We start from the raw sequence: 19,454 nt of genomic DNA on the forward strand, positions 1-19,454 counted from the left end.
ATGGGTGACCATCCCGCCCGATCTGTCTGTACCGGTAGTTTGGACCGCGTGAGTCGCGCAGATCTGGACAAGCAGCCGCACGAGGTCGCCGAGATGTTCGACGGCGTGGCCAAGCGCTACGACCTGACCAACACGGTGCTCTCCTTCGGGCAGGACAGCGGCTGGCGGCGGGCGACCCGGGCGGCGCTCGGTCTGCGGCCGGGGGAGCGGGTGCTCGACGTGGGCGCCGGCACCGGCGTCTCCACCGAGGAGCTGAGCCGCTCGGGTGCGTTCGCGGTCGGCGCCGATCTGTCCGTGGGCATGTTGCGCGTCGGTCGTCAGGCCCGGCCCGTGGTGCCGCTGGTGGCCGGTGACGCGCTCAAGCTGCCGTTCCCGGACGCCACGTTCGACGCGGTCACGATCTCCTTCGCGCTGCGGAACGTCGTCGACACCGCCGCTGCGCTGCGTGAGCTCGGCCGGGTCGTCCGGCCCGGCGGCCGGCTGGTGGTGTGCGAGTTCAGCCACCCCACGAACGGTCCGTTCCGCACCGTCTACCTGCAGTACCTCATGCGCTCGTTGCCCGCGGTGGCGCGGCGGGTGTCCAGCAACCCGGACGCGTACGTCTATCTCGCGGAGTCGATCCGGGCCTGGCCCGACCAGGCCGGTCTCGCCGGGCGCATCGCGGAGTCCGGCCCGTGGGGCCGCGTCGGCTGGCGCAACCTGACCGGTGGGGTCGTCGCGCTGCACCGCGCCACGCGCCTCTAAAGGGGACAAGGGCGACGTTTCCGCCCATCTACGGAGGGTTCCTGTTTTCCTCGGAGAATGACCACTTTCGGGCACCTCGAGGACACCGACATCGACATCGCGATCGACGACCGTGACGCCGGCGAGCGTCGTGGCATGGAGCTGGCCGCCCGCATCCGGATGGTGGCCGCTCAAGATCCTGAGCTGGCACAAGATCTCGTCGAGCAGTTGATCTCCGCGTTGGAGAAGGCCACCGGCGGAACCTTCCGGCAGTTCCTGGACGCGGAGGGCGAGCCCGAAATCACGACGGGTGCACCGACCGTCAATTCACCGGCGCGAAACAGTTAGGGTTCCCTTACCCGAACGAGCTTCGATGGCCGTCTTAGACTCCGACTTGGGCGTGCTTGTGAACTGTTTCACGAGCCGCTGCGAGACGGAGGTGTGGCGTGCGCAACCAGGTACTATCCGGTCCCATCGCCGACGAGGCGGATGTGATCGTCGTCGGAGCAGGTCCGGGCGGCTCGGCCGCCGCTTATCACATGGCCCGGCACGGCTTGCGCGTTCTGCTTCTCGAGAAGACCGAGTTCCCGCGCGAGAAAGTGTGCGGTGACGGGCTCACCCCGCGCGCCGTCCGGCAACTGGTCCGGATGGGTGTCGACACCTCGGAGAAGGCCGGCTGGCTGCACAACCGCGGCCTGCGGGTGATCGGCGGCGGCGTCCGTCTCGAGCTCGACTGGCCCGACCTGGCCAGCTTCCCCAACTACGGCCTCGTCCGGACCCGGCTCGACTTCGACGACATGCTCGCGCGGCGTGCGGTCGAGGCCGGCGCCATCCTGCGCACCGCGGTCAACGTGACCGGCCCGGTGCTCGACGACGACGGCCACGCCATCGGCGTCGAGGCCAAGGTCGGCCCGGGCAAGGAGCCGATGCAGTTCCGGGCGCCGCTGGTGATCGCGGCCGACGGCGTCTCCGGCAAGCTGCCGCTGGCCATGGGCCTGACCAAGCGCGACGACCGGCCGCTCGGGGTGGCCGTGCGGCGCTACTACACCTCGCCCGTGCGGGCCGACGACGACTACCTCGAGTCCTGGCTGGAGCTGCGCAGCTCCGAGGACCCGACCCGGCTGCTGCCCGGCTACGGCTGGATCTTCGGCATGGGTGACGGCCGGGTGAACGTGGGCCTCGGCATCCTCAACTCGTCCAGCGCCTTCGGCAAGACCAACTACCGGTCGATGCTCACCGACTGGCTGGCCGGCACGCCGGCCGACTGGGGCTTCCGCGACGAGTCCAACGCGGACGGGCCGATCCTCGGCGCCGCGCTGCCGATGGGCTTCAACCGGGTGCCGCACTACACGCGCGGCCTCATGCTGGTCGGCGACTCCGGCGGCATGGTCAACCCGATGAACGGCGAGGGCATCGCTTACGCCATGGAGTCGGGCGAGCTCGCGGCCGAGGTGGCGGTGCAGGCGCTGGCCCGGCCCGAGGGCGCCGATCGCGAGCGTGCGCTGCGGGCGTACCCGTCGGAGCTTAGTCTGCGGTTCGGCGGCTACTACCGGCTCGGCGGAGTGTTCGTGAAGCTCATCGGCAACCCCCAGATCATGCGGATCGCCACCAAGCACGGCATGCCGCACCCGACGTTGATGCGGTTCGTTCTGAAACTGCTGGCGAACCTGACCGACCCGCGCGGCGGGGACGCGATGGACCGGGTCATCAACGGCCTGACCAAGGTGGCTCCGGCCGTCTGACGCACCCCGGCTCAATCAAGAACAAATCGGACGAATAGTGTTATACGGCTCATAGTCGAAAGCTGGAGAGTTCGAGATGTCGGTAAACCCATACGTCCCGATCGTCGGGTTACTCATCCTCGGCGCGCTCTTCGCGCTGTTCTCGGTGTCGATCGCGCCCATCGTCGGTCCGCACCGTTACAACAGGGCCAAGCTCGACGCGTACGAGTGCGGCATCGAACCGGCGCCGACGCCGGTCGGCGGCGGCCGGTTCCCGGTGAAGTTCTATCTGACCGCGATGCTCTTCATCATCTTCGACATCGAGACCATCTTCCTCTATCCGTGGGCCGTGTCCTTCAACGCGCTCGGCCTGTTCGGCTTCGTCGAGATGGTCCTGTTCATCGTCACCGTCTTCATCGCCTACACGTACGTGTGGCGGCGTGGCGGCCTCAACTGGGACTGATCCGCGGCTCTACCGGTCACCTTCAGGAGACACAGCCATGGGAATCGAAGAGAAACTACCGGCCGGCATCCTGCTGACCTCCGTCGAGAAGCTGTCCAACTGGGCCCGTAAGTCCTCGTTCTGGGGCGCCACGTTCGGTCTGGCCTGCTGCGCGATCGAGATGATGGCGGCCGGCGGCCCGCACTACGACCTCGGTCGCTGGGGCATGGAGGTCTTCCGGGCCTCGCCGCGGCAGGCCGACCTGATGATCGTGGCCGGCCGGGTGAGCCAGAAGATGGCGCCCGTCGTCCGGCAGATCTACGACCAGATGCCCGAGCCGCGCTCGGTGATCTCGATGGGCGTGTGCGCCTCGTCGGGCGGCATGTTCAACAACTACGCGATCGTGCAGGGCGTGGACCACATCGTCCCGGTCGACGTCTACCTGCCCGGCTGCCCGCCGCGGCCGGAGATGCTGATCGACGCCATCCTCAAGATGCGCGAGAAGGTGATGGCCCAGCCGCTCGGCCCCAACGGCCGCAAGATGCTGGAGGCCCGCCGGGCCGAGGGCAAGGTGCCGGTGGTCGCGCCGGGCGCCATGCCGTCGTCGTACCGCGTGGACAAGGTGCGCCGGGCTGAGTGGACGCAGGCGGTCAAGGAAGGCCGCGAGGAACAGCTGCGCATCGAGAACTGGATGAAGCTGCAGCCGCACCTGCGGGAGGGCAAATGAGCATCGCACCACAGGACGGTCATGAGCCCGTCGGCGCCGACATCGACGCCCCGGCCCAGACCCCGGCCAGCCCGCAGAAGGGCATGTTCGGCATCACCGGCACCGGCGACGTCTCCGGCTTCGGCGGCCTGGTCCGCCGGCGTCCCGAACAGGTCGGCAGCCCCAAGCCCTACGGCGGGTACTTCGACGAGGTCACCGACGCGCTCGAGGAGGCCTACCCGGGTTTCGCCGACGCGATCGAGCGGGTCGTCGTCGACCGCGGCGAGCTGACCCTGCACATCAAGGCGGAGCGGATCGCCGAGGTCGCGCAGATCATGCGGGACGACGAGTCGCTGCGCTTCGAGCTCTGCTCGTCGGTGTCCGGCGTGGACTACCTGAACTCCGACGCGCGCCGGCTGCACGTCGTCTACCACCTGACCTCGATGACCTACCGGCGCCGGGTGCGCCTGGAGGTCGCCGTGCCCGACGGCGTGCCGGTGCCGAGCGTGACCAGCATCTACCCGACCGCCGACTGGCAGGAGCGGGAGACCTACGACATGTTCGGCGTGGTCTTCGCGGGCCACCCGAACCTGACGCGGGTGCTCATGCCGGACGACTGGGAGGGCCACCCCCAGCGCAAGGACTACCCGCTCGGCGGCGTGCCCGTCGAGTACAAGGGCGCCGAGATTCCGCCTCCTGACCAGCGGAGGGTCTACCAATGACACAGTCCGGATACGCAACCGAGCGAGAGACCACCGAGGGCCGCGTCTTCACCGTCACCGGCGGCGACTGGGACACGGTCACCGGCAGCGTCGACCCGCTGAGCAACGAGAAGATCGTCGTCAACATGGGTCCGCAGCACCCGTCGACGCACGGCGTTCTGCGGCTCGTGCTCGAGCTCGAAGGTGAGACGGTCCAGGAGGTCCGCCCCGTCGTCGGCTACCTCCACACCGGTATCGAGAAGAACCTCGAGTACCGCAACTGGACGCAGGGCACCACCTTCGTCACCCGGGCCGACTACCTCGCGCCGCTGTTCAACGAGGCCGGTTACTGCCTCGCCGTGGAGAAGCTGCTCGGCATCACCGACCAGATCACCGAGCGGGCGAACACGATCCGGGTGCTCTTCATGGAGCTGAACCGGATCTCGTCCCACCTCGTCTGGCTGGCCACCACCGGCATGGAGCTGGGCGCCATCTCGATGATGCTCTACGGCTTCCGCGAGCGTGAGTACATCCTCGACATCTTCGAGGAGACCTCCGGCCTGCGGATGAACCACGCCTACTTCCGCCCGGGCGGCGTGGCGCAGGACGTCCCCGAGTCGGCGATCAAGAAGATCCGCGACTTCCTGGTCTATCTGCCCAAGAAGCTCAAGGAGTACGAGGCGATGCTCTCCGGCCAGGTGATCTGGCAGGAGCGCACCCAGGGCGTCGCCGTGCTGGACGTGACCGGATGCCTGTCGCTCGGCATCACCGGGCCCGTCCTGCGTTCCGCGGGGCTGGCATGGGATCTGCGGAAGACGATGCCCTACTGCGGCTATGAGAATTATGAGTTCGACGTCCCGACCGCGACGACCGCCGACGTCTGGGGGCGGTACCAGGTTCGTCTCGCCGAGATCCGAGAGTCTCTCAAGATCATAGAGCAGGCCCTTGATCGTCTTCGGCCGGGCCCGATCTTCATCGCCGACAAAAAGATAGCCTGGCCTGCGCAATTGGCCGTCGGGCTGGACGGCATGGGCAACTCGCTCGAGCATGTGGCCAAGATCATGGGCCAGTCGATGGAGTCCCTTATCCACCATTTCAAGCTCGTGACCGAGGGCTTCCGGGTGCCGGCGGGCCAGGTCTACGTCGCGATCGAGCACCCGCGCGGAGAGCTCGGCGTGCACGCCGTCTCCGACGGTGGCACCCATCCGTACCGGGTGCACATGCGCGACCCGAGCTTCGTGAACCTCCAGGCCATCCCCGCGATGGCCGAGGGCGCGCTGTTGGCCGACGTCATCGCCGGCGGCGCTTCTCTGGACCCCGTGATGGGTGGGTGTGACCGGTAATGACCGCAACAGAGGTGGAATTTTCCCCCGCCGCCGCTCCACTGGCCGAGAAACTCCTCGGCCAGGCAACCGAGATCCTCGCTCGCTACCCCGCCGGTCGCGAACGGTCGGCCCTGCTGCCGCTGCTCCACCTGGTGCAGACGGTCGAGGGCCACGTCAGCCCCAACGGAGTGGCGTTCTGCGCCGAGATCCTGGGCATCAACAAGGCCCAGGTCGGCGCGGTCGCGACGTTCTACACGATGTACAAGCGCCGCCCCACGGGCGAATACCTCGTGAGCGTCTGCACCAACACGCTGTGCAACACGCTCGGCGGCCAGGAGGTCTACGACCAGCTCTCCGAGCACCTCGGCGTCGGGCACGACGAGACCAGCGCCGACGGCCGCATCACGCTGGAGCACGCCGAGTGCCTGGCCGCCTGCGACTACGCGCCGGTGGTGACGGTCAACTACGACTTCGCGCTCGACGAGGCGACCCCCGAGGCGGCGGTCGGCCTGGTCGAGAAGCTGCGCAACGGCGAGGCGTACACCCCGGCCCGGGGCGCGCGGATCTGCTCCCTCAAGGAGATGCAGGTCCAGCTGGCCGGTTTCGCCGACCCGCGCGAGGGCGCGGTCGGCGACGGCCGGGCCGGGGCGCCCACCCTGCGCGGCGTGAACCTCGCCCAGCAGCACGGCGTCGCGGTGCCGAACTTCGACCCGGACACCCCCATCACCAAGACCAAGCCGTCCCCGCGCGAGGAAGCCCGCGGGGCGGACAAGGGCAAGGTCGCCTCGGTCGTCGACAAGGTCAAGGACGCCGTGACCTCGGTGACGTCGCACGCCGGCAAACCGGCCAAGGCCGGCGACGACAAGGACCCCGAGGTCCGTACGGCCCAGCAGCGCAACCCCGACGCGAGCACGCCCGACAAGACGGGCGACGCCAAGGCCACGCCGCCGGCGCCGAGCAACCCGGCCGAGGCGGCCGGCGCCTCGGCCAACGAGCCCGCCGGCGACGGCAAGCCCGCCGGCGACACCGCCCGCGGCAGCGAGGAGGCGAAATGACCCAGCCACGGCGTGAGGTGCTCGAGAAGCTGACCCCGGTCCTCACCAAGCGCTGGCTCTCGCCGGACGCGTGGCAGATCGGCGTCTACGAGCAGCTCGACGGGTACAAGGCGGTCCGCAAGGCGCTCGACGTCCACCCGGACGACCTGATCCAGCTCATCAAGGACTCGGGTCTGCGCGGCCGCGGCGGCGCGGGCTTCCCGACCGGTCTCAAGTGGGGGTTCATCCCGCAGGGCGACGGCAAGCCGCACTACCTCGTGATCAACGCGGACGAGGGCGAGCCGGGCACCTGCAAGGACCTGCCGCTGATGACCTACGACCCGCACTCGCTGGTCGAGGGCGCGATCATCGCGGCCTACGCGATCCGGGCCGAGCGGGCCTTCATCTACATCCGCGGCGAGGCGGTGCACGCCGCGCGGCGGCTGCGCAACGCCGTCGACGAGGCGTACCGCAAGGGTTATCTGGGCCGGAACATCCTCGGCTCCGGCTTCGACCTCGAACTGGTCGTGCACAGCGGCGCCGGGGCGTACATCTGCGGCGAGGAGACCGCCCTGCTGGACTCCCTCGAGGGGTTCCGCGGGCAGCCCCGGCTGCGCCCGCCGTTCCCGGCCATCGCCGGTCTCTACGCGAGCCCGACGGTGGTCAACAACGTCGGCACCATCGCCAGCGTGCCGTACATCGTGCTCGGCGGGGCCGACTGGTGGAAGAGCATGGGCACCGAGAAGTCGGCCGGCCCGATGATCTACTCGCTCTCCGGCCGGATCGCCAACCCGGGCCAGTACGAGTGCGGGCTCGGCATCACCCTGCGCGAGCTGATCGAGCTGGCCGGTGGGATGAAGCCCGGGCACACGCTGAAGTTCTGGACGCCCGGCGGATCGTCGACGCCGCTGCTGACGGCCGAGCACATCGACACCGCGATGGACTTCGAGGGTGTCGCGGCGGCCGGCTCGATCCTGGGCACCACGGCCATGCAGATCTTCAGCGATCAGGACTGCCCGGTCTACTCGACCTGGCGGTGGCTGGAGTTCTACCACCACGAGTCGTGCGGCAAGTGCACCCCGTGCCGTGAGGGCAACTACTGGATGGTCCGTACGTACCGCCGGATCCTGTCCGGCGAGGGCACGTACAAGGACCTCGACACGCTGCAGGACACCGCCGACAACATCTTCGGCCGGTCGTTCTGCGGTCTCGGCGACGGTGCGGCCACCCCGGTCATGTCGACGCTCAAGTTCTTCCGCCAGGACTACCTGGACTACATCGAGGGCCGGACCGCGCCGCGGCTTTCCGCCAAGGCCCTGGTTGGAGCGCACTGACATGACCGACGTAGCGAAGAAGACGGACACCGTCACGCTCACGATCGACGGGATCGAGGTGACCGCGGAGAAGGGCGAGCTCGTCATCCGCGTCGCCGAGCGGATGGGCATCGCGATTCCCCGCTTCTGCGACCACCCGCTGCTCGCGCCGGCCGGCGCCTGCCGGCAGTGCCTGGTCGACATCGAGGGCCAGCGCAAGCCGGTCGCCTCCTGCACCCAGACGGTCGCCGAGGGCATGGTGGTGCGCACGCAGCTCACCTCCGAGGTGGCCGCCAAGGCGCAGGGCGGCGTGATGGAGCTGCTGCTGGCCAACCACCCGCTCGACTGCCCGACCTGCGACAAGGGCGGCGAGTGCCCGCTGCAGAACCAGGCGATGAGCAACGGGCGCACCGACTCCCGCTTCCACGAGCACAAGCGCGAGTACGAGAAGCCGATCCACATCTCCAGCCAGGTGCTGCTCGACCGCGAGCGTTGCATCCTGTGCCAGCGCTGCACCCGGTTCTCCGAGGAGATCGCCGGCGACAAGTTCATCGACCTGATGGACCGCTCGTCCGGCGAGCAGATCAACGTCTACCGCGACGACTTCTTCGGCGGCCGCGGCACCGGTGACGGTCAGGTCGGCGAGGGTGAGGGCGACGTCGCCTTCAACTCGTACTTCTCCGGCAACACGATCCAGATCTGCCCGGTCGGCGCGCTCACCGGCGAGCAGTACAGGTTCCGGGCCCGCCCGTTCGACCTGGTCTCGACGCCGACGGCGTGCGAGCACTGCGCGGCCGGCTGCTCGATGCGGGCCGACCACCGCCGCGGCAAGGTGCTGCGCCGGCTGGCCGGCGACGACCCGGAGGTCAACGAGGAGTGGAACTGCGACAAGGGCCGCTGGGGCTTCCGCTACACGACCGCCAACGAGCGGATCACCAACCCGCTCATCCGGGGCGCGGACGGTGAGCTGCGGGAGGCCTCCTGGAGCGAGGCCCTGCTGACGGCGGCCGAAGGCCTTGCCGCGGCCCGCTCGGCCGGTGGGGTCGGGGTGCTCACCGGCGGCCGGCTGACGGTGGAGGACGCGTACGCGTACGCGAAGTTCGCCCGGCTCGCCCTCGGCACCAACGACATCGACTTCCGGGCCCGCCCGCTCAGCGCCGAGGAGGCCGACTTCCTGGCCTCGTCGGTGGCCGGGCTGGCCGACGTCACCTACACCGACGTCGAGAACGCGGGCTCGGTGGTGATCGCCGGGCTGGAGCCGGAAGAGGAGTGCCCGATCCTCTTCCTGCGCCTGCGCAAGGGCTTCACCCGCAAGAAGCTGCGGGTGACCGCCATCGCGCCCTACCTGACCCGGGGCTTCACCAAGCTCGGGGCCAACCTGATCGCCGCCGTGCCCGGTGAGGAGGCCGCGCTGCTGGCCGGCAACCCCGCCATCGCCGCCGCGCTGGCCGAGCCGGGGGCGATCCTGATCGTCGGCGAGCGGCTGGCCACGGTTCCGGGTGGTCTCTCGGCCGCGGCGGCGCTGGCCGAGCGCACGGGCGCGCGTCTCGCGTGGGTGCCGCGCCGGGCCGGTGACCGGGGCGCGATCGACGCCGGCTGCCTGCCCAACCTGCTGCCGGGCGGCCGCCTGGTGGCCGACGCGGGGGCGCGCGACGAGCTGGCCCGGGCCTGGCGGAGCGAGTCGCTGCCCGCAACTCCCGGGCGCGACACCGACGCGATCGTCGCGGCCGCGGCCACCGGCGAGCTGGGTGGCCTGCTGGTCGCCGGGGTCGACCCGGGCGACCTGGCCGACCCGCGGCTGGCCGAGCAGGCGCTCGAGAACGCCGGCTTCGTGGTCAGCCTGGAGCTGCGCCACACCGCGGTGACCCGGCGGGCCGACGTGGTGCTGCCGGTGGCCCCGGCCGCCGAGAAGTCCGGCACCTACCTCGACTGGGAGGGCCGGCTGCGGTCCTTCGGCACGGTGCTGCCGACGAGCACGGCCATGACCGACGGCCGCGTGCTGGAGGCGGTCGCCGCCCTCATGGACCCGTCCAACCACCCCACCGCCGCCCTTGAAACGACTGAAGGCATTTCGCTGGGCACGGGCGACGTCATGGCGATTCGCCGTGAGCTCGGGGCGATGCCGGCGAGCAGCGGGGCCCGGCCGGCGCTGCCGTCCGTCTCACCCGCTTCGCTGCCGGCGCCGGCCTCGGCCGAGGCTGTTCTCGCCACCTGGCACCACCTGATCGACCTCGGCACGCTGACCGAGGGCGACCCGGTGCTGGCCGGCACGGCCCGGACGCCGCTCGCGCGGATCGGCAAGGACCTGGCCGAGGAGCTGGGCGTGGCCGACGGGGACGCGCTCACGGTCGGCACCGACCGCGGAGCGGTCACCCTGCCGGTCGCGATCACCGACCTGCCGCCGCGGGTGGTGTGGCTGCCCACGAACTCGCCGGGCTCGACGCTGCGCCGCAGCCTCGGGGTCACCGCCGGCGCGGTCGTCCGGCTCTCCGCCGGCCGGCCCGGACCGATCCTCGCCTCCGCGGGAGCGAACGCATGAAGTCGACCATTCTGGCGGCGCACGCCGTCGATCCCAGCCTCCAGACGTTCGAGAACGACGTCTGGTGGATCACGCTGATCAAGCTGTTCGGCGTCTTCGTCCTGCTGCTCCTGTTGACGCTCTTCACGATCAACTACGAGCGCAAGGTCGTGGCCCGGATGGCGGTCCGGCCCGGCCCCAACCAGGTCGGCCCCAAGGGGTGGCTGCAGAGCCTCACGGACGGCGTCAAGCTGCCGTTCAAGGAGGAGATCATCCCGAAGACCGCCGACAAGGTGGTCTACTTCATCGCCCCGGTCATCTCGGCGACCACGGCCTTCACCGCCTTCTCGGTCATCCCGTTCGGCGGCGTGGTCAACATGTTCGGCCAGCAGACGGCGCTGCAGCTGACCGACGTGCCGGTCTCGGTGCTGGTGCTGCTCGCCTGCTCCTCGATGAGCGTCTACGGCGTGGTGCTGGCGGGCTGGGCCTCCGGCTCGACCTACCCGCTGCTGGGCGGTCTGCGCTCGAGCGCGCAGATGATCTCGTACGAGGTCGCGATGGGCCTGTCCATCGTGGCCGTCTTCATGACCGCGGGCACGATGAGCACCTCGCAGATCGTGAAGGCGCAGGCCGAGGGCAACCCGATCAACATCCTGGGCTGGGAGGCGACCACGCCCAGCTGGTACGCGATCCTGCTGCTGCCGAGCTTCGTCATCTACTGCATCGCGGCCGTCGGCGAGACCAACCGGGCGCCGTTCGACCTCCCCGAGGCCGAGTCCGAACTGGTCGGTGGCTTCCACACCGAGTACTCGTCGTTCAAGTTCGCGCTCTTCTTCCTGGCCGAGTACATCAACATGATCACCGTCTCGGCCTTCTGCACCACGCTGTTCCTCGGTGGCTGGCGCGCGCCGTGGCCGATCACCGCGGTCTGGGAGGGCGCCAACGCCGGCTACTTCGGGCTGATCTGGTTCTTCGCCAAGGTGCTGCTGCTGCTCTTCGGCTTCATCTGGCTGCGGGCCACGCTGCCCCGCATGCGCTACGACCAGTTCATGCGGTTCGGCTGGAAGGTCCTCATCCCGGTCAACCTGGTGTGGATCCTGTTCCTGAGCTACGTCAAGGTCGCCAACAACGAGCTGTCGCAGCAGGCCAAGTGGCTGTCGATCGTCGGCATCGTGGTCGTCGTCCTGCTGGTCGCCATGCTCTGGCCGGCCGCGCGCAAGCCTCGGCAGCTGTCCCTGGAGGAACAGCTGGCGACCAGGCCACCGGGCAGCTTCCCGGTGCCACCCATCGATCTCCAGGTCCCCCCCAGCCCACGGGCACGCCGGGCGGTGGCCGAACGGGCTCCCGCCACGGTGGGCGGCGACTCCGCTCCGTCCGCTCCCTCTGACGACAAGGAGGTGTGACGTGGGGACGTTCACCGGCTCGTTCAAGGGTTTCGGGGTGACCTTCGCGCACATGTTCCGCAAGGTCATCACGACCGACTACCCGTTCACCCCGCCGACCCCGGCCCCGCGCTACCACGGGCGGCACATCCTCAACCGGCACCCGGACGGGCTGGAGAAGTGCATCGGGTGCGAGCTCTGCGCCTGGGCCTGCCCGGCCGACGCGATCTACGTCGAGGGCGCCGACAACACCGACGAGCAGCGTTTCTCGCCCGGTGAGCGGTACGCGGGGATCTACCAGATCAACTACGCGCGGTGCATCTTCTGCGGTCTGTGCATCGAGGCCTGCCCGACCCGCTCGCTCACCATGAGCAACGAGTACGAGCTGGCCCGTGACAGCCGGCAGGATCTGATCTTCACGAAGAAGGAGCTGCTGGCCCCGCTGCTGGAGGGCATGGAGCAGCCGCCGCACCCGATGCGCCTGGGCGAGACCGACAAGGACTACTACGTCGGGGCCCTGACCAACCCGGGCACGTCGGTCGGCGCCGAGCGGGCGCCCTGGTCGGAAGCGGGCACGGACGACGCGTCGACCGCGACCGGCGGCGACCCCCGGCCGGAGACGGCCGGCACGCAGCGGAAGGAACCGGTCTGATGGATCACGTCTCCACCGGTGAGGCCGTGGCCTTCTGGATCCTCGGCCCGATCGCGGTGATCGGCGGGCTCGGCATGGTGCTGGCCCGCAACGCCGTGCACTCGGCCCTCTGGCTCGTGCTGACGATGCTGTGCCTGGGTGTCTTCTACGTGATCAACTCCGCGCCGTTCCTCGGCATGGTGCAGATCATCGTCTACACCGGCGCCATCATGATGCTGTTCCTCTTCGTACTCATGCTGGTCGGCCGCGACGCCTCGGACTCGCTGATCGAGACGTTGCGCGGCCAGCGGGTGGCCGCGATCGTGCTCGGCGTCGGCTTCGCGATCCTGGTCGGCACCGGTCTGGCCCGGTCGCTCGGCGACACCCCGACGGTCGGCCTGACCGAGGCGAACGCCAACGGCAACGTGCAGGGCCTCGCGTCGCTGCTGTTCACCCGCTACGTCTTCGCCTTCGAAGTCACGTCGGCGCTGCTCATCACCGCGGCCGTCGGCGCCATGGTCCTGGCCCACGTCGAACGGGCCAAGGCCGACATCGTCGACCAGGTCACCCGGATGAAGCAGCGCTTCCGCCCCGGCAGCTATCCCGGGCCGAAGCCGGGACCGGGCGTGTACGCCAACACGATGTCGGTCGCCGCGCCCGCCCGCCTGCCGGACGGCAACGGGGCCGAGCGGAGCATCTCGCCCATCCTGCCGCTGCGTGAGCTCACGGCGGACGAGGCGGCCCCGAAGGGAACAGAGAAGTGACTCCTGACTATTACCTCGTGCTGGCGGCCATCCTGTTCACCATCGGCGCCGCCGGGGTGCTCGTCCGCCGCAACGCCATCGTGCTGTTCATGTGCATCGAGCTGATGCTCAACGCCGCGAACCTCGCCCTGGTCACCTTCAGCCGCATCAACGGCAGCCTCGACGGCCAGATCATCGCGTTCTTCGTGATGGTCGTCGCGGCGGCCGAGGTCGTGGTCGGGCTCGCGATCATCATGTCGATCTTCCGTACGAGGCGCTCCGCGAGCGTCGACGACGCGAACCTCCTCAAGTACTGAAGGGCCTACCCGTGGAACAAGTGGAGTACGCCCACGCGACGGGGGTGCTGAGCGGAATCTGGCTGCTGGTGGCCATTCCGCTGGTCAGCGCCGCGGTCCTGCTGCTGCTCGGCAAGAGGGCCGACAAGTGGGGACACTGGCTCGGTGTCCTCGCGGTGGCCGCCTCGTTCGTGTTGGGATTGATCTTCTTCATCAGCCTGTCCGGCCTCGACGAGGACAAGCGCTCGGCGCAGCAGAGCCTCTGGGACTTCATCGTCGTCGGCAACCTGCACGTCGACTTCGGACTGCTCTTCGATCCGCTCTCCGGCGTCTTCGTCCTGCTCATCACCGGCGTCGGCTCGCTGATCCACCTGTACGCCGTCGGCTACATGGAGCACGACGAGGGCCGCCGGAAGTTCTTCGGCTACTTCAACCTGTTCGTCGCGGCGATGCTCCTGCTCGTCCTCGGCAACAACTACGTGATGCTGTACTTCGGCTGGGAGGGCGTCGGCCTGGCGTCGTACCTGCTGATCTCCTTCTGGTACACCCGGCCGTCCGCGGCCACCGCCGGCAAGAAGGCGTTCCTGATGAACCGGGTCGGCGACGCCGGCCTGGCCATCGGCATCTTCACCCTCTTCGCCTACCTCGGCACCACGCAGTACGACGAGGTGTTCAGCGGCGTGAGCGGGCTCAGCTCGACCGTGGTGCTGGTCGTCGGCATCCTGCTGCTGCTCGGCGCGGCCGGCAAGTCCGGCCAGTTCCCGCTGCAGGCCTGGCTGCCGGACGCGATGGAGGGCCCGACCCCGGTCTCGGCCCTGATCCACGCGGCCACGATGGTCACCGCGGGCGTCTACCTGATCGCCCGGTCCAACCCGATCTTCTCGGCGAACTCCACGCTCCAGGTGATCGTGGTCAGCGTCGGCGCCCTGACGCTGCTCCTGGGCTGCATCATCGGCGCCGCCAAGGACGACATCAAGCGGGTGCTCGCCTGGTCGACGGTCAGCCAGATCGGTTACATGTTCCTCGGCGTCGGGCTCGGCGGTGGGGCGTACGCCCTGGCCATCATCCACCTGCTGGCCCACGGCTTCTTCAAGGCCAACATGTTCCTCGGGGCCGGCTCGGTCATGCACGGCATGCACGACCAGGTCGACATCCGGCGCTTCGGCGGCCTGCGCAAATACATGAAGTGGACCTGGCTCACCTTCATGATGGGCTGGCTCGCGATCATCGGCATCCCGCCGCTGTCCGGCTACTTCTCCAAGGAGCCGATCATCGCGGCGGCCTTCGAACGCGGCGACTGGACATCCTGGCTGTTCGGCTGGGCGGCGCTGCTCGGCGCCGGTCTGACCGCGTTCTACATGACGCGGCTGTTCGTGCTCACGTTCCACGGGCCGGAGCGCTACACCGAGGACAACAAGCATCCGCACGAGTCGCCGTACATCATGACTGTGCCTTTGATGTTGCTGGCTCTCGGCTCGATCGCGGCCGGCTTCCTGCTCTCCACCTCGATCCCGGACTGGCTGGTGCCGACCTTCGGCGAGCACGAGGAGCACCACGCCGTCATGCCGCACTGGCTGATCACGGTGCTCAGCTTGGTCATCACGGTGCTCGGGGCCGGTCTGGCCTGGGCGTTGTTCCGCAACGGGACGGCGCTCGAGCCGCAGCCGGCCGGGGCGGTCGTCACGGCCGCCCGCCGCAACCTCTACACCGACGCGTTCAACGAGGCGGTGTTCGAGCGGCCCGGCATCTACCTGACGCGGGCGCTGGTCTACCTCGACAACAAGGGCATCGACGGCGTGGTCAACGGGATCGCGGCCGGGGTCGGCGGCACTTCCGGGCGCCTCCGGCGACTGCAGACCGGCTTCGTACGGTCGTACGCCCTCTCGATGCTCACCGGTGCCGTCCTGGTCGTCGGCGCCTTCCTCGCGATCCAGCTTGGGTGGTTGGCGTGAAAGACTTTCCCTTTCTGTCCATCCTGACGCTGCTGCCGCTGGTCGGCGCGGTCGTGGTGGCCTGCATCCCGCGCGCCAAGGCCGAGCTGGCCAAGCTGGTGGCGCTGGGCTGGTCGCTGGTGGTGCTCGTGCTGAGCATCGTCATGTGGATCGCCTTCCAGAACGGGGGCGACCGCTTCCAGTTCCGGGAGTCGTACGCCTGGATCCCGTCCTGGGACGCGCGGTTCACCTTCGCCGCCGACGGCATCGCGCTGGTCATGCTGATGCTGATCGCGGTGCTGTTCCCGATCGTCATCCTGGCCTCCTGGCACGATGTCGAGCAGAGCAAGCGCTCCGCCCCGACGTACTTCGCGCTGCTGCTGGCCTTCGAGTTCACGATGATCGGCGTCTTCGCGGCGGCCGACATCTTCCTGTTCTACGTGTTCTTCGAGGTCATGCTGATCCCGATGTACTTCATCATCGGCTCCTTCGGCGGTCCCCGCCGGCAGTACGCCGCGGTGAAGTTCTTCCTCTACAGCCTCGTCGGCGGCCTGTTCATGCTGGCCGCGGTGATCGGGCTGTGGGTCGTCGGCGGGCACACGTTCGACTTCAACAACCTGGCCGCCGCGGCCGGGTCGATCGATCAGAACACGGCCCGCTGGCTGTTCCTCGGGTTCTTCGTCGCCTTCGCGATCAAGGCGCCGTTCTTCCCGTTCCACACCTGGCTGCCGGACGCCGGTGGGGCCGCCCCCGCCGGTGCGGCCGCGCTGCTCGTCGGCGTGATGGACAAGGTCGGCACGTTCGGCATCCTGCGCTACTGCCTCCCGCTGTTCCCGGAGGCGTCGCGCTGGTTCGCCCCGGCCGCCCTGGTCCTCGCGGTCATCGGCATCATCTACGCCGCGCTGCTGGCGGTCGGGCAGAACGACCTCAAGCGCCTGGTGTCGTACACGTCGATCGCCCACTTCGGCTTCATCGGCATCGGCATCTTCGCCTTCACCACGCAGGGCGGCACCGGCTCGGTGCTCTACATGGTCAACCACGGCCTGGCCACCGGCCTGCTCTTCATCGTGGTCGGCATGTTCGTCGCCCGCCGCGGGTCCAACCTGGTCAGCGACTTCGGCGGGGCCGGCAAGATGGTCCCGGTCCTGGCCGGGGTGCTGTTCTTCGCCGGTCTGGCCTCCCTGGCCCTGCCCGGCACGGCCCCGTTCATCAGCGAGTTCCTGGTGCTGATCGGCACCTTCACCGTGCACAAGACGTACGCGGTGATCGCGACCGCCGGGATCATCCTGGCCGCCGCCTACGTGCTGTGGATGATCCAGCGGACCACCCAGGGCACCCTCAACCCGACCCTGACCACGGTGCCGGGGATGCGCAAGGACATCACGCTCCGGGAAAAGATCGTGGTGGCCCCGCTCATTCTGCTGATCATCCTGCTCGGCTTCTATCCCAAGCCGGTCACCGACGTGATCAACCCGGCCGTGCAGGCGACCATGCAGGACGTCGGCGTGCAGGACCCGACGCCGGTCATCGCGAACGAAAGGGTGGCGCGCTAGCCATGGGAGACCTGAAACTGCCCGCCATCGACTACGGCGCCCTGGCGCCGATGTTGATCCTGTTCGGGGTGGCCTGCCTCGGCATCATCGTCGAGGTGACCGCGCCCCGCCGGCTGCGCAACACCGTCCAGCTCAGCCTGGCCTTCCTCGGGATCGTGGCCGCCTTCGTCGCGGTGATCTTCCAGCACAGCACCCGGACGATCACCATCGGCGGCGCGGTCGCGGTCGACGGCCCGACCCTGTTCCTGCAGGGCGCGCTGCTCGTCCTCGGCCTGGTCTCGCTGATGCTGATCGGTGACCGCTCGCTCGAGCGCGGCGGCCCGTTCGTCTCGCAGGCGGCCATCACCGTCGGCTCCCAGAAGGACGTCAAGCAGGCCGGCGACCAGCCCGGCCTCACCGAGATCTACCCGCTGACCATGTTCGCCCTCGGCGGCATGCTGCTGTTCGTCGCGGCCAACGACCTGCTCACCATGTTCGTCGCGCTCGAGGTCTTCTCGCTGCCGCTCTACCTGCTGTGCGCGCTCGCCCGCCGGCGTCGCCTGCTCAGCCAGGAGGCCGCGCTGAAGTACTTCCTGCTCGGGTCCTACGCCTCGGCGTTCTTCCTGTTCGGGGTGGCCCTGATCTACGGCTTCGCCGGCGGGATCAGCCTGGCCCAGGTGCACCAGGCGGTGATCAACCCCCAGCAGAGCCAGGTCCTGCTGTACGGCGGACTCGCGCTGATCGCCATCGGCCTGCTCTTCAAGGCCGCCCTTGCCCCGTTCCACGTGTGGACGCCCGACGTCTACCAGGGCGCGCCCACGCCGGTCACGGCCCTGATGGCGGCCTGCACCAAGGTCGCCGCCTTCGGCGCCCTGCTGCGGATCCTGTACGTGGCCTTCGACGGCGTCCGCTGGGACTTCCAGCCGGTGCTGGGCACGGTCGCCGTCCTGACCATGCTGGTCGGCGCCGTCCTGGCGGTCACCCAGACCGACATGAAGCGGCTTCTCGCCTACTCGTCGATCGCCAACGCCGGCTACCTGCTGGTCGGCGTGCTGGCCCTCAACGAGGAGGGGCTCAGCAGCACGATGTTCTACCTGGTGGCGTACGGCTTCTCGGTCCTCGCGGCCTTCGGCATCGTCACCCTGGTCCGCGACGCCGACGGCGAGGCGACCCACCTGTCCCGCTGGGCCGGCCTCGGCCGCAAGAGCCCGCTGTTCGCCGCCGTGTTCACCTTCATCCTGCTGGCCTTCGCCGGCATCCCGCTGACCAGCGGCTTCACCAGCAAGTTCGCGGTCTTCGGGGCGGCCATCGAGGGCGGGCAGACCTGGCTCGTCATCGTCGGGGTGCTGACCAGCATGCTGATCGCCTTCCCGTACCTGCGGGTGGTCGTGCTGCTGTGGCTCTCCGAGCCGGGCGAGTCGACGCCGACCGTGTCGATCCCGGGCTTCCTGACGTCGGCCGCCCTGGCCATCGGCGTCCTCGCGACGTTCGCCCTGGGCGTCGTCCCGGCGCCGCTGATCGACCTGACCCGCGACGCGGCGCAGTTCGTCCGATAGTTCTGCCGGCCCGGCGTCTGCTCAGTTGAGCAGGCGCCGGGCCCAAGTGGCCCGGCCGTTCTCGTTGACCTGCACCAGCGCGACGGTCAGATCGGTCGCGACGGCCGGGGTGGTGGCCCGAGGTACCCGGCTGCCGAAATCGACGTCGGCGGGCAGCAGCACAGCGGCGAAGCTCAACTCTTCCCGGCCAAGCTTGTAGACGGCGAGCGCGTCGGTCGAGGTGTATCCGAACCCCGGTTCATACACGCCGGCCGCGCCCGCCAGCCAGGGATACCGCTCGGCGGCGTCCCACAGCGCGCCGTTCGAGCCGACACCCGCCTCGTCGCCGGGCGTGGCCTGAGGGACCAGCATCGCGGGCGGGCGGTGGGTGCGGTGGTGAAAGAGCATCACGTAGAGGGCGCCCTCCGGGTGGGCCGGCTGATGCCAGCTCACCTTGCCGAGGAAGATTTGCTGATCCTTGGCCAGCTCGGGAACCATGTTCGGGCCGAGCGCCGTCCTGGCCGTGGTCGGGTCGACCAGCCGCAGCTCAGCGGTCGCGGCGAGTTCCTCGGGGGAGTAGGGCGGGCGCCCGCTCCACCAGCGCGCCCCCTCGACGCCGGCCACAACAATCAGCACAATCCCGACTAAAACCGCAGCCCACTTCCGCACGCCCGAAGTGGACCACAAACGACGGGCCGCCCGCTGGCCCGCTGGCCTGCTGGCTCGCTGGCTCGCTGGCCCGCCGGCCCCTTCCGGCTGACCCTCGGGCTGACCCCGTCTTCAGCGCAGCCTCCAACCCCCGCTTCCAGCCCGTCAGCCCGGGCCAGCCCGCCCGGCCCCACCTCCGGCCCGCCCGGCCCCACCTCCGGCCCGCCCGGCCCCACCTCCGGCCCGCCCGGCCCCACCTCCGGCCCGCCCGGC

Annotated in this window: 18 protein-coding genes; 17 read left to right on the forward strand and 1 reads right to left on the reverse strand. The window is 69.3% G+C overall.

The genetic code is table 11. From position 1 onward, the window contains the following. The 17 genes from AB0J66_RS42165 (at window position 1) to nuoN (ending at window position 18,554) form a co-directional block, all read left to right on the forward strand. Entirely contained in the window at window positions 1-744 is a 744-nt protein-coding gene (locus AB0J66_RS42165) for a demethylmenaquinone methyltransferase (RefSeq protein ID WP_364673089.1), read from the forward strand. A 57-nt stretch (window positions 745-801) separates the two neighbouring features. Next, window positions 802-1,071 (forward strand): hypothetical protein, encoded by a 270-nt coding sequence (locus tag AB0J66_RS42170; protein WP_364673091.1) that lies wholly within the window; start codon window positions 802-804, stop codon window positions 1,069-1,071. Window positions 1,072-1,169: 98 nt separating this feature from the next. Continuing rightward, window positions 1,170-2,465 (forward strand): geranylgeranyl reductase family protein, encoded by a 1,296-nt coding sequence (locus tag AB0J66_RS42175; RefSeq protein ID WP_364673092.1) that lies wholly within the window; start codon window positions 1,170-1,172, stop codon window positions 2,463-2,465. A 76-nt stretch (window positions 2,466-2,541) separates the two neighbouring features. Then, a complete protein-coding gene (locus AB0J66_RS42180) occupies window positions 2,542-2,907 on the forward strand; it encodes an NADH-quinone oxidoreductase subunit A (RefSeq protein WP_364673093.1) in 366 nt (121 codons plus the stop codon). Between the two features lie 37 nt (window positions 2,908-2,944). Continuing rightward, window positions 2,945-3,613: an NADH-quinone oxidoreductase subunit B family protein gene (locus tag AB0J66_RS42185; protein WP_364673095.1), complete on the forward strand. Its 669-nt coding sequence runs from the start codon at window positions 2,945-2,947 to the stop codon at window positions 3,611-3,613. Continuing rightward, window positions 3,610-4,314, forward strand: coding sequence for an NADH-quinone oxidoreductase subunit C (locus AB0J66_RS42190; RefSeq protein ID WP_364673096.1), 705 nt, complete (start codon window positions 3,610-3,612; stop codon window positions 4,312-4,314). Before AB0J66_RS42185 ends, AB0J66_RS42190 begins: the two co-directional genes overlap by 4 nt. Further along, window positions 4,311-5,636 (forward strand): NADH-quinone oxidoreductase subunit D, encoded by a 1,326-nt coding sequence (locus AB0J66_RS42195; protein WP_364673098.1) that lies wholly within the window; start codon window positions 4,311-4,313, stop codon window positions 5,634-5,636. Before AB0J66_RS42190 ends, AB0J66_RS42195 begins: the two co-directional genes overlap by 4 nt. Further along, window positions 5,636-6,673 carry an NADH-quinone oxidoreductase subunit NuoE gene (nuoE, locus tag AB0J66_RS42200; protein WP_364673099.1) on the forward strand — a complete coding sequence of 346 codons (1,038 nt, stop codon included), beginning with the start codon at window positions 5,636-5,638 and terminating at the stop codon, window positions 6,671-6,673. The genes AB0J66_RS42195 and nuoE overlap by 1 nt, the downstream gene beginning before the upstream one ends. Beyond that, a complete protein-coding gene (nuoF, locus tag AB0J66_RS42205; RefSeq protein ID WP_364673100.1) occupies window positions 6,670-7,986 on the forward strand; it encodes an NADH-quinone oxidoreductase subunit NuoF in 1,317 nt (438 codons plus the stop codon). Before nuoE ends, nuoF begins: the two co-directional genes overlap by 4 nt. Before the next feature lies 1 nt (window position 7,987). Further along, window positions 7,988-10,504, forward strand: a complete 2,517-nt coding sequence (locus AB0J66_RS42210) for an NADH-quinone oxidoreductase subunit G (RefSeq protein WP_364673102.1) — start codon at window positions 7,988-7,990, stop codon at window positions 10,502-10,504. A gap of 11 nt (window positions 10,505-10,515) precedes the next feature. Next, window positions 10,516-11,886, forward strand: coding sequence for an NADH-quinone oxidoreductase subunit NuoH (nuoH, locus tag AB0J66_RS42215; RefSeq protein WP_364673119.1), 1,371 nt, complete (start codon window positions 10,516-10,518; stop codon window positions 11,884-11,886). Window position 11,887: 1 nt separating this feature from the next. Next, window positions 11,888-12,517, forward strand: coding sequence for an NADH-quinone oxidoreductase subunit NuoI (gene nuoI, locus AB0J66_RS42220; RefSeq protein WP_364673103.1), 630 nt, complete (start codon window positions 11,888-11,890; stop codon window positions 12,515-12,517). Next, window positions 12,517-13,260 (forward strand): NADH-quinone oxidoreductase subunit J, encoded by a 744-nt coding sequence (locus tag AB0J66_RS42225; protein ID WP_364673105.1) that lies wholly within the window; start codon window positions 12,517-12,519, stop codon window positions 13,258-13,260. Before nuoI ends, AB0J66_RS42225 begins: the two co-directional genes overlap by 1 nt. After that, on the forward strand, window positions 13,257-13,556 hold the full coding sequence (gene nuoK / locus AB0J66_RS42230; RefSeq protein ID WP_360260504.1) for an NADH-quinone oxidoreductase subunit NuoK: 300 nt from the start codon (window positions 13,257-13,259) through the stop codon (window positions 13,554-13,556). Before AB0J66_RS42225 ends, nuoK begins: the two co-directional genes overlap by 4 nt. 11 nt (window positions 13,557-13,567) lie before the next feature. Next, window positions 13,568-15,487 (forward strand): NADH-quinone oxidoreductase subunit L, encoded by a 1,920-nt coding sequence (gene nuoL / locus AB0J66_RS42235; protein WP_364673107.1) that lies wholly within the window; start codon window positions 13,568-13,570, stop codon window positions 15,485-15,487. Next, entirely contained in the window at window positions 15,484-17,019 is a 1,536-nt protein-coding gene (locus AB0J66_RS42240) for an NADH-quinone oxidoreductase subunit M (protein ID WP_364673108.1), read from the forward strand. The genes nuoL and AB0J66_RS42240 overlap by 4 nt, the downstream gene beginning before the upstream one ends. Before the next feature lie 2 nt (window positions 17,020-17,021). After that, on the forward strand, window positions 17,022-18,554 hold the full coding sequence (gene nuoN, locus AB0J66_RS42245; protein ID WP_364673110.1) for an NADH-quinone oxidoreductase subunit NuoN: 1,533 nt from the start codon (window positions 17,022-17,024) through the stop codon (window positions 18,552-18,554). A 21-nt stretch (window positions 18,555-18,575) separates the two neighbouring features. Here the strand turns inward: nuoN and AB0J66_RS42250 are convergent, their stop codons facing one another. After that, on the reverse strand, window positions 18,576-19,169 hold the full coding sequence (locus tag AB0J66_RS42250; RefSeq protein ID WP_364673112.1) for a hypothetical protein: 594 nt from the start codon (window positions 19,167-19,169) through the stop codon (window positions 18,576-18,578). Window positions 19,170-19,454: the final 285 nt, after the last annotated feature.

Source organism: Actinoplanes sp. NPDC049598, from assembly GCF_040675435.1.
GTDB lineage: Bacteria > Actinomycetota > Actinomycetes > Mycobacteriales > Micromonosporaceae > Actinoplanes.

Bases quoted from the DNA above. Each gene is read 5' to 3' on its own strand.
- AB0J66_RS42165 (WP_364673089.1), top strand. From the start codon at position 1: ATGGGTGACCATCCCGCCCGATCTGTCTGTACCGGTAGTTTGGACCGC.
- AB0J66_RS42170 (WP_364673091.1), top strand. From the start codon at position 802: ATGACCACTTTCGGGCACCTCGAGGACACCGACATCGACATCGCGATC.
- AB0J66_RS42180 (WP_364673093.1), top strand. From the start codon at position 2,542: ATGTCGGTAAACCCATACGTCCCGATCGTCGGGTTACTCATCCTCGGC.
- AB0J66_RS42185 (WP_364673095.1), top strand. From the start codon at position 2,945: ATGGGAATCGAAGAGAAACTACCGGCCGGCATCCTGCTGACCTCCGTC.
- AB0J66_RS42190 (WP_364673096.1), top strand. From the start codon at position 3,610: ATGAGCATCGCACCACAGGACGGTCATGAGCCCGTCGGCGCCGACATC.
- AB0J66_RS42195 (WP_364673098.1), top strand. From the start codon at position 4,311: ATGACACAGTCCGGATACGCAACCGAGCGAGAGACCACCGAGGGCCGC.
- nuoE (WP_364673099.1), top strand. From the start codon at position 5,636: ATGACCGCAACAGAGGTGGAATTTTCCCCCGCCGCCGCTCCACTGGCC.
- nuoF (WP_364673100.1), top strand. From the start codon at position 6,670: ATGACCCAGCCACGGCGTGAGGTGCTCGAGAAGCTGACCCCGGTCCTC.
- AB0J66_RS42210 (WP_364673102.1), top strand. From the start codon at position 7,988: ATGACCGACGTAGCGAAGAAGACGGACACCGTCACGCTCACGATCGAC.
- AB0J66_RS42225 (WP_364673105.1), top strand. From the start codon at position 12,517: ATGGATCACGTCTCCACCGGTGAGGCCGTGGCCTTCTGGATCCTCGGC.
- nuoN (WP_364673110.1), top strand. From the start codon at position 17,022: ATGGGAGACCTGAAACTGCCCGCCATCGACTACGGCGCCCTGGCGCCG.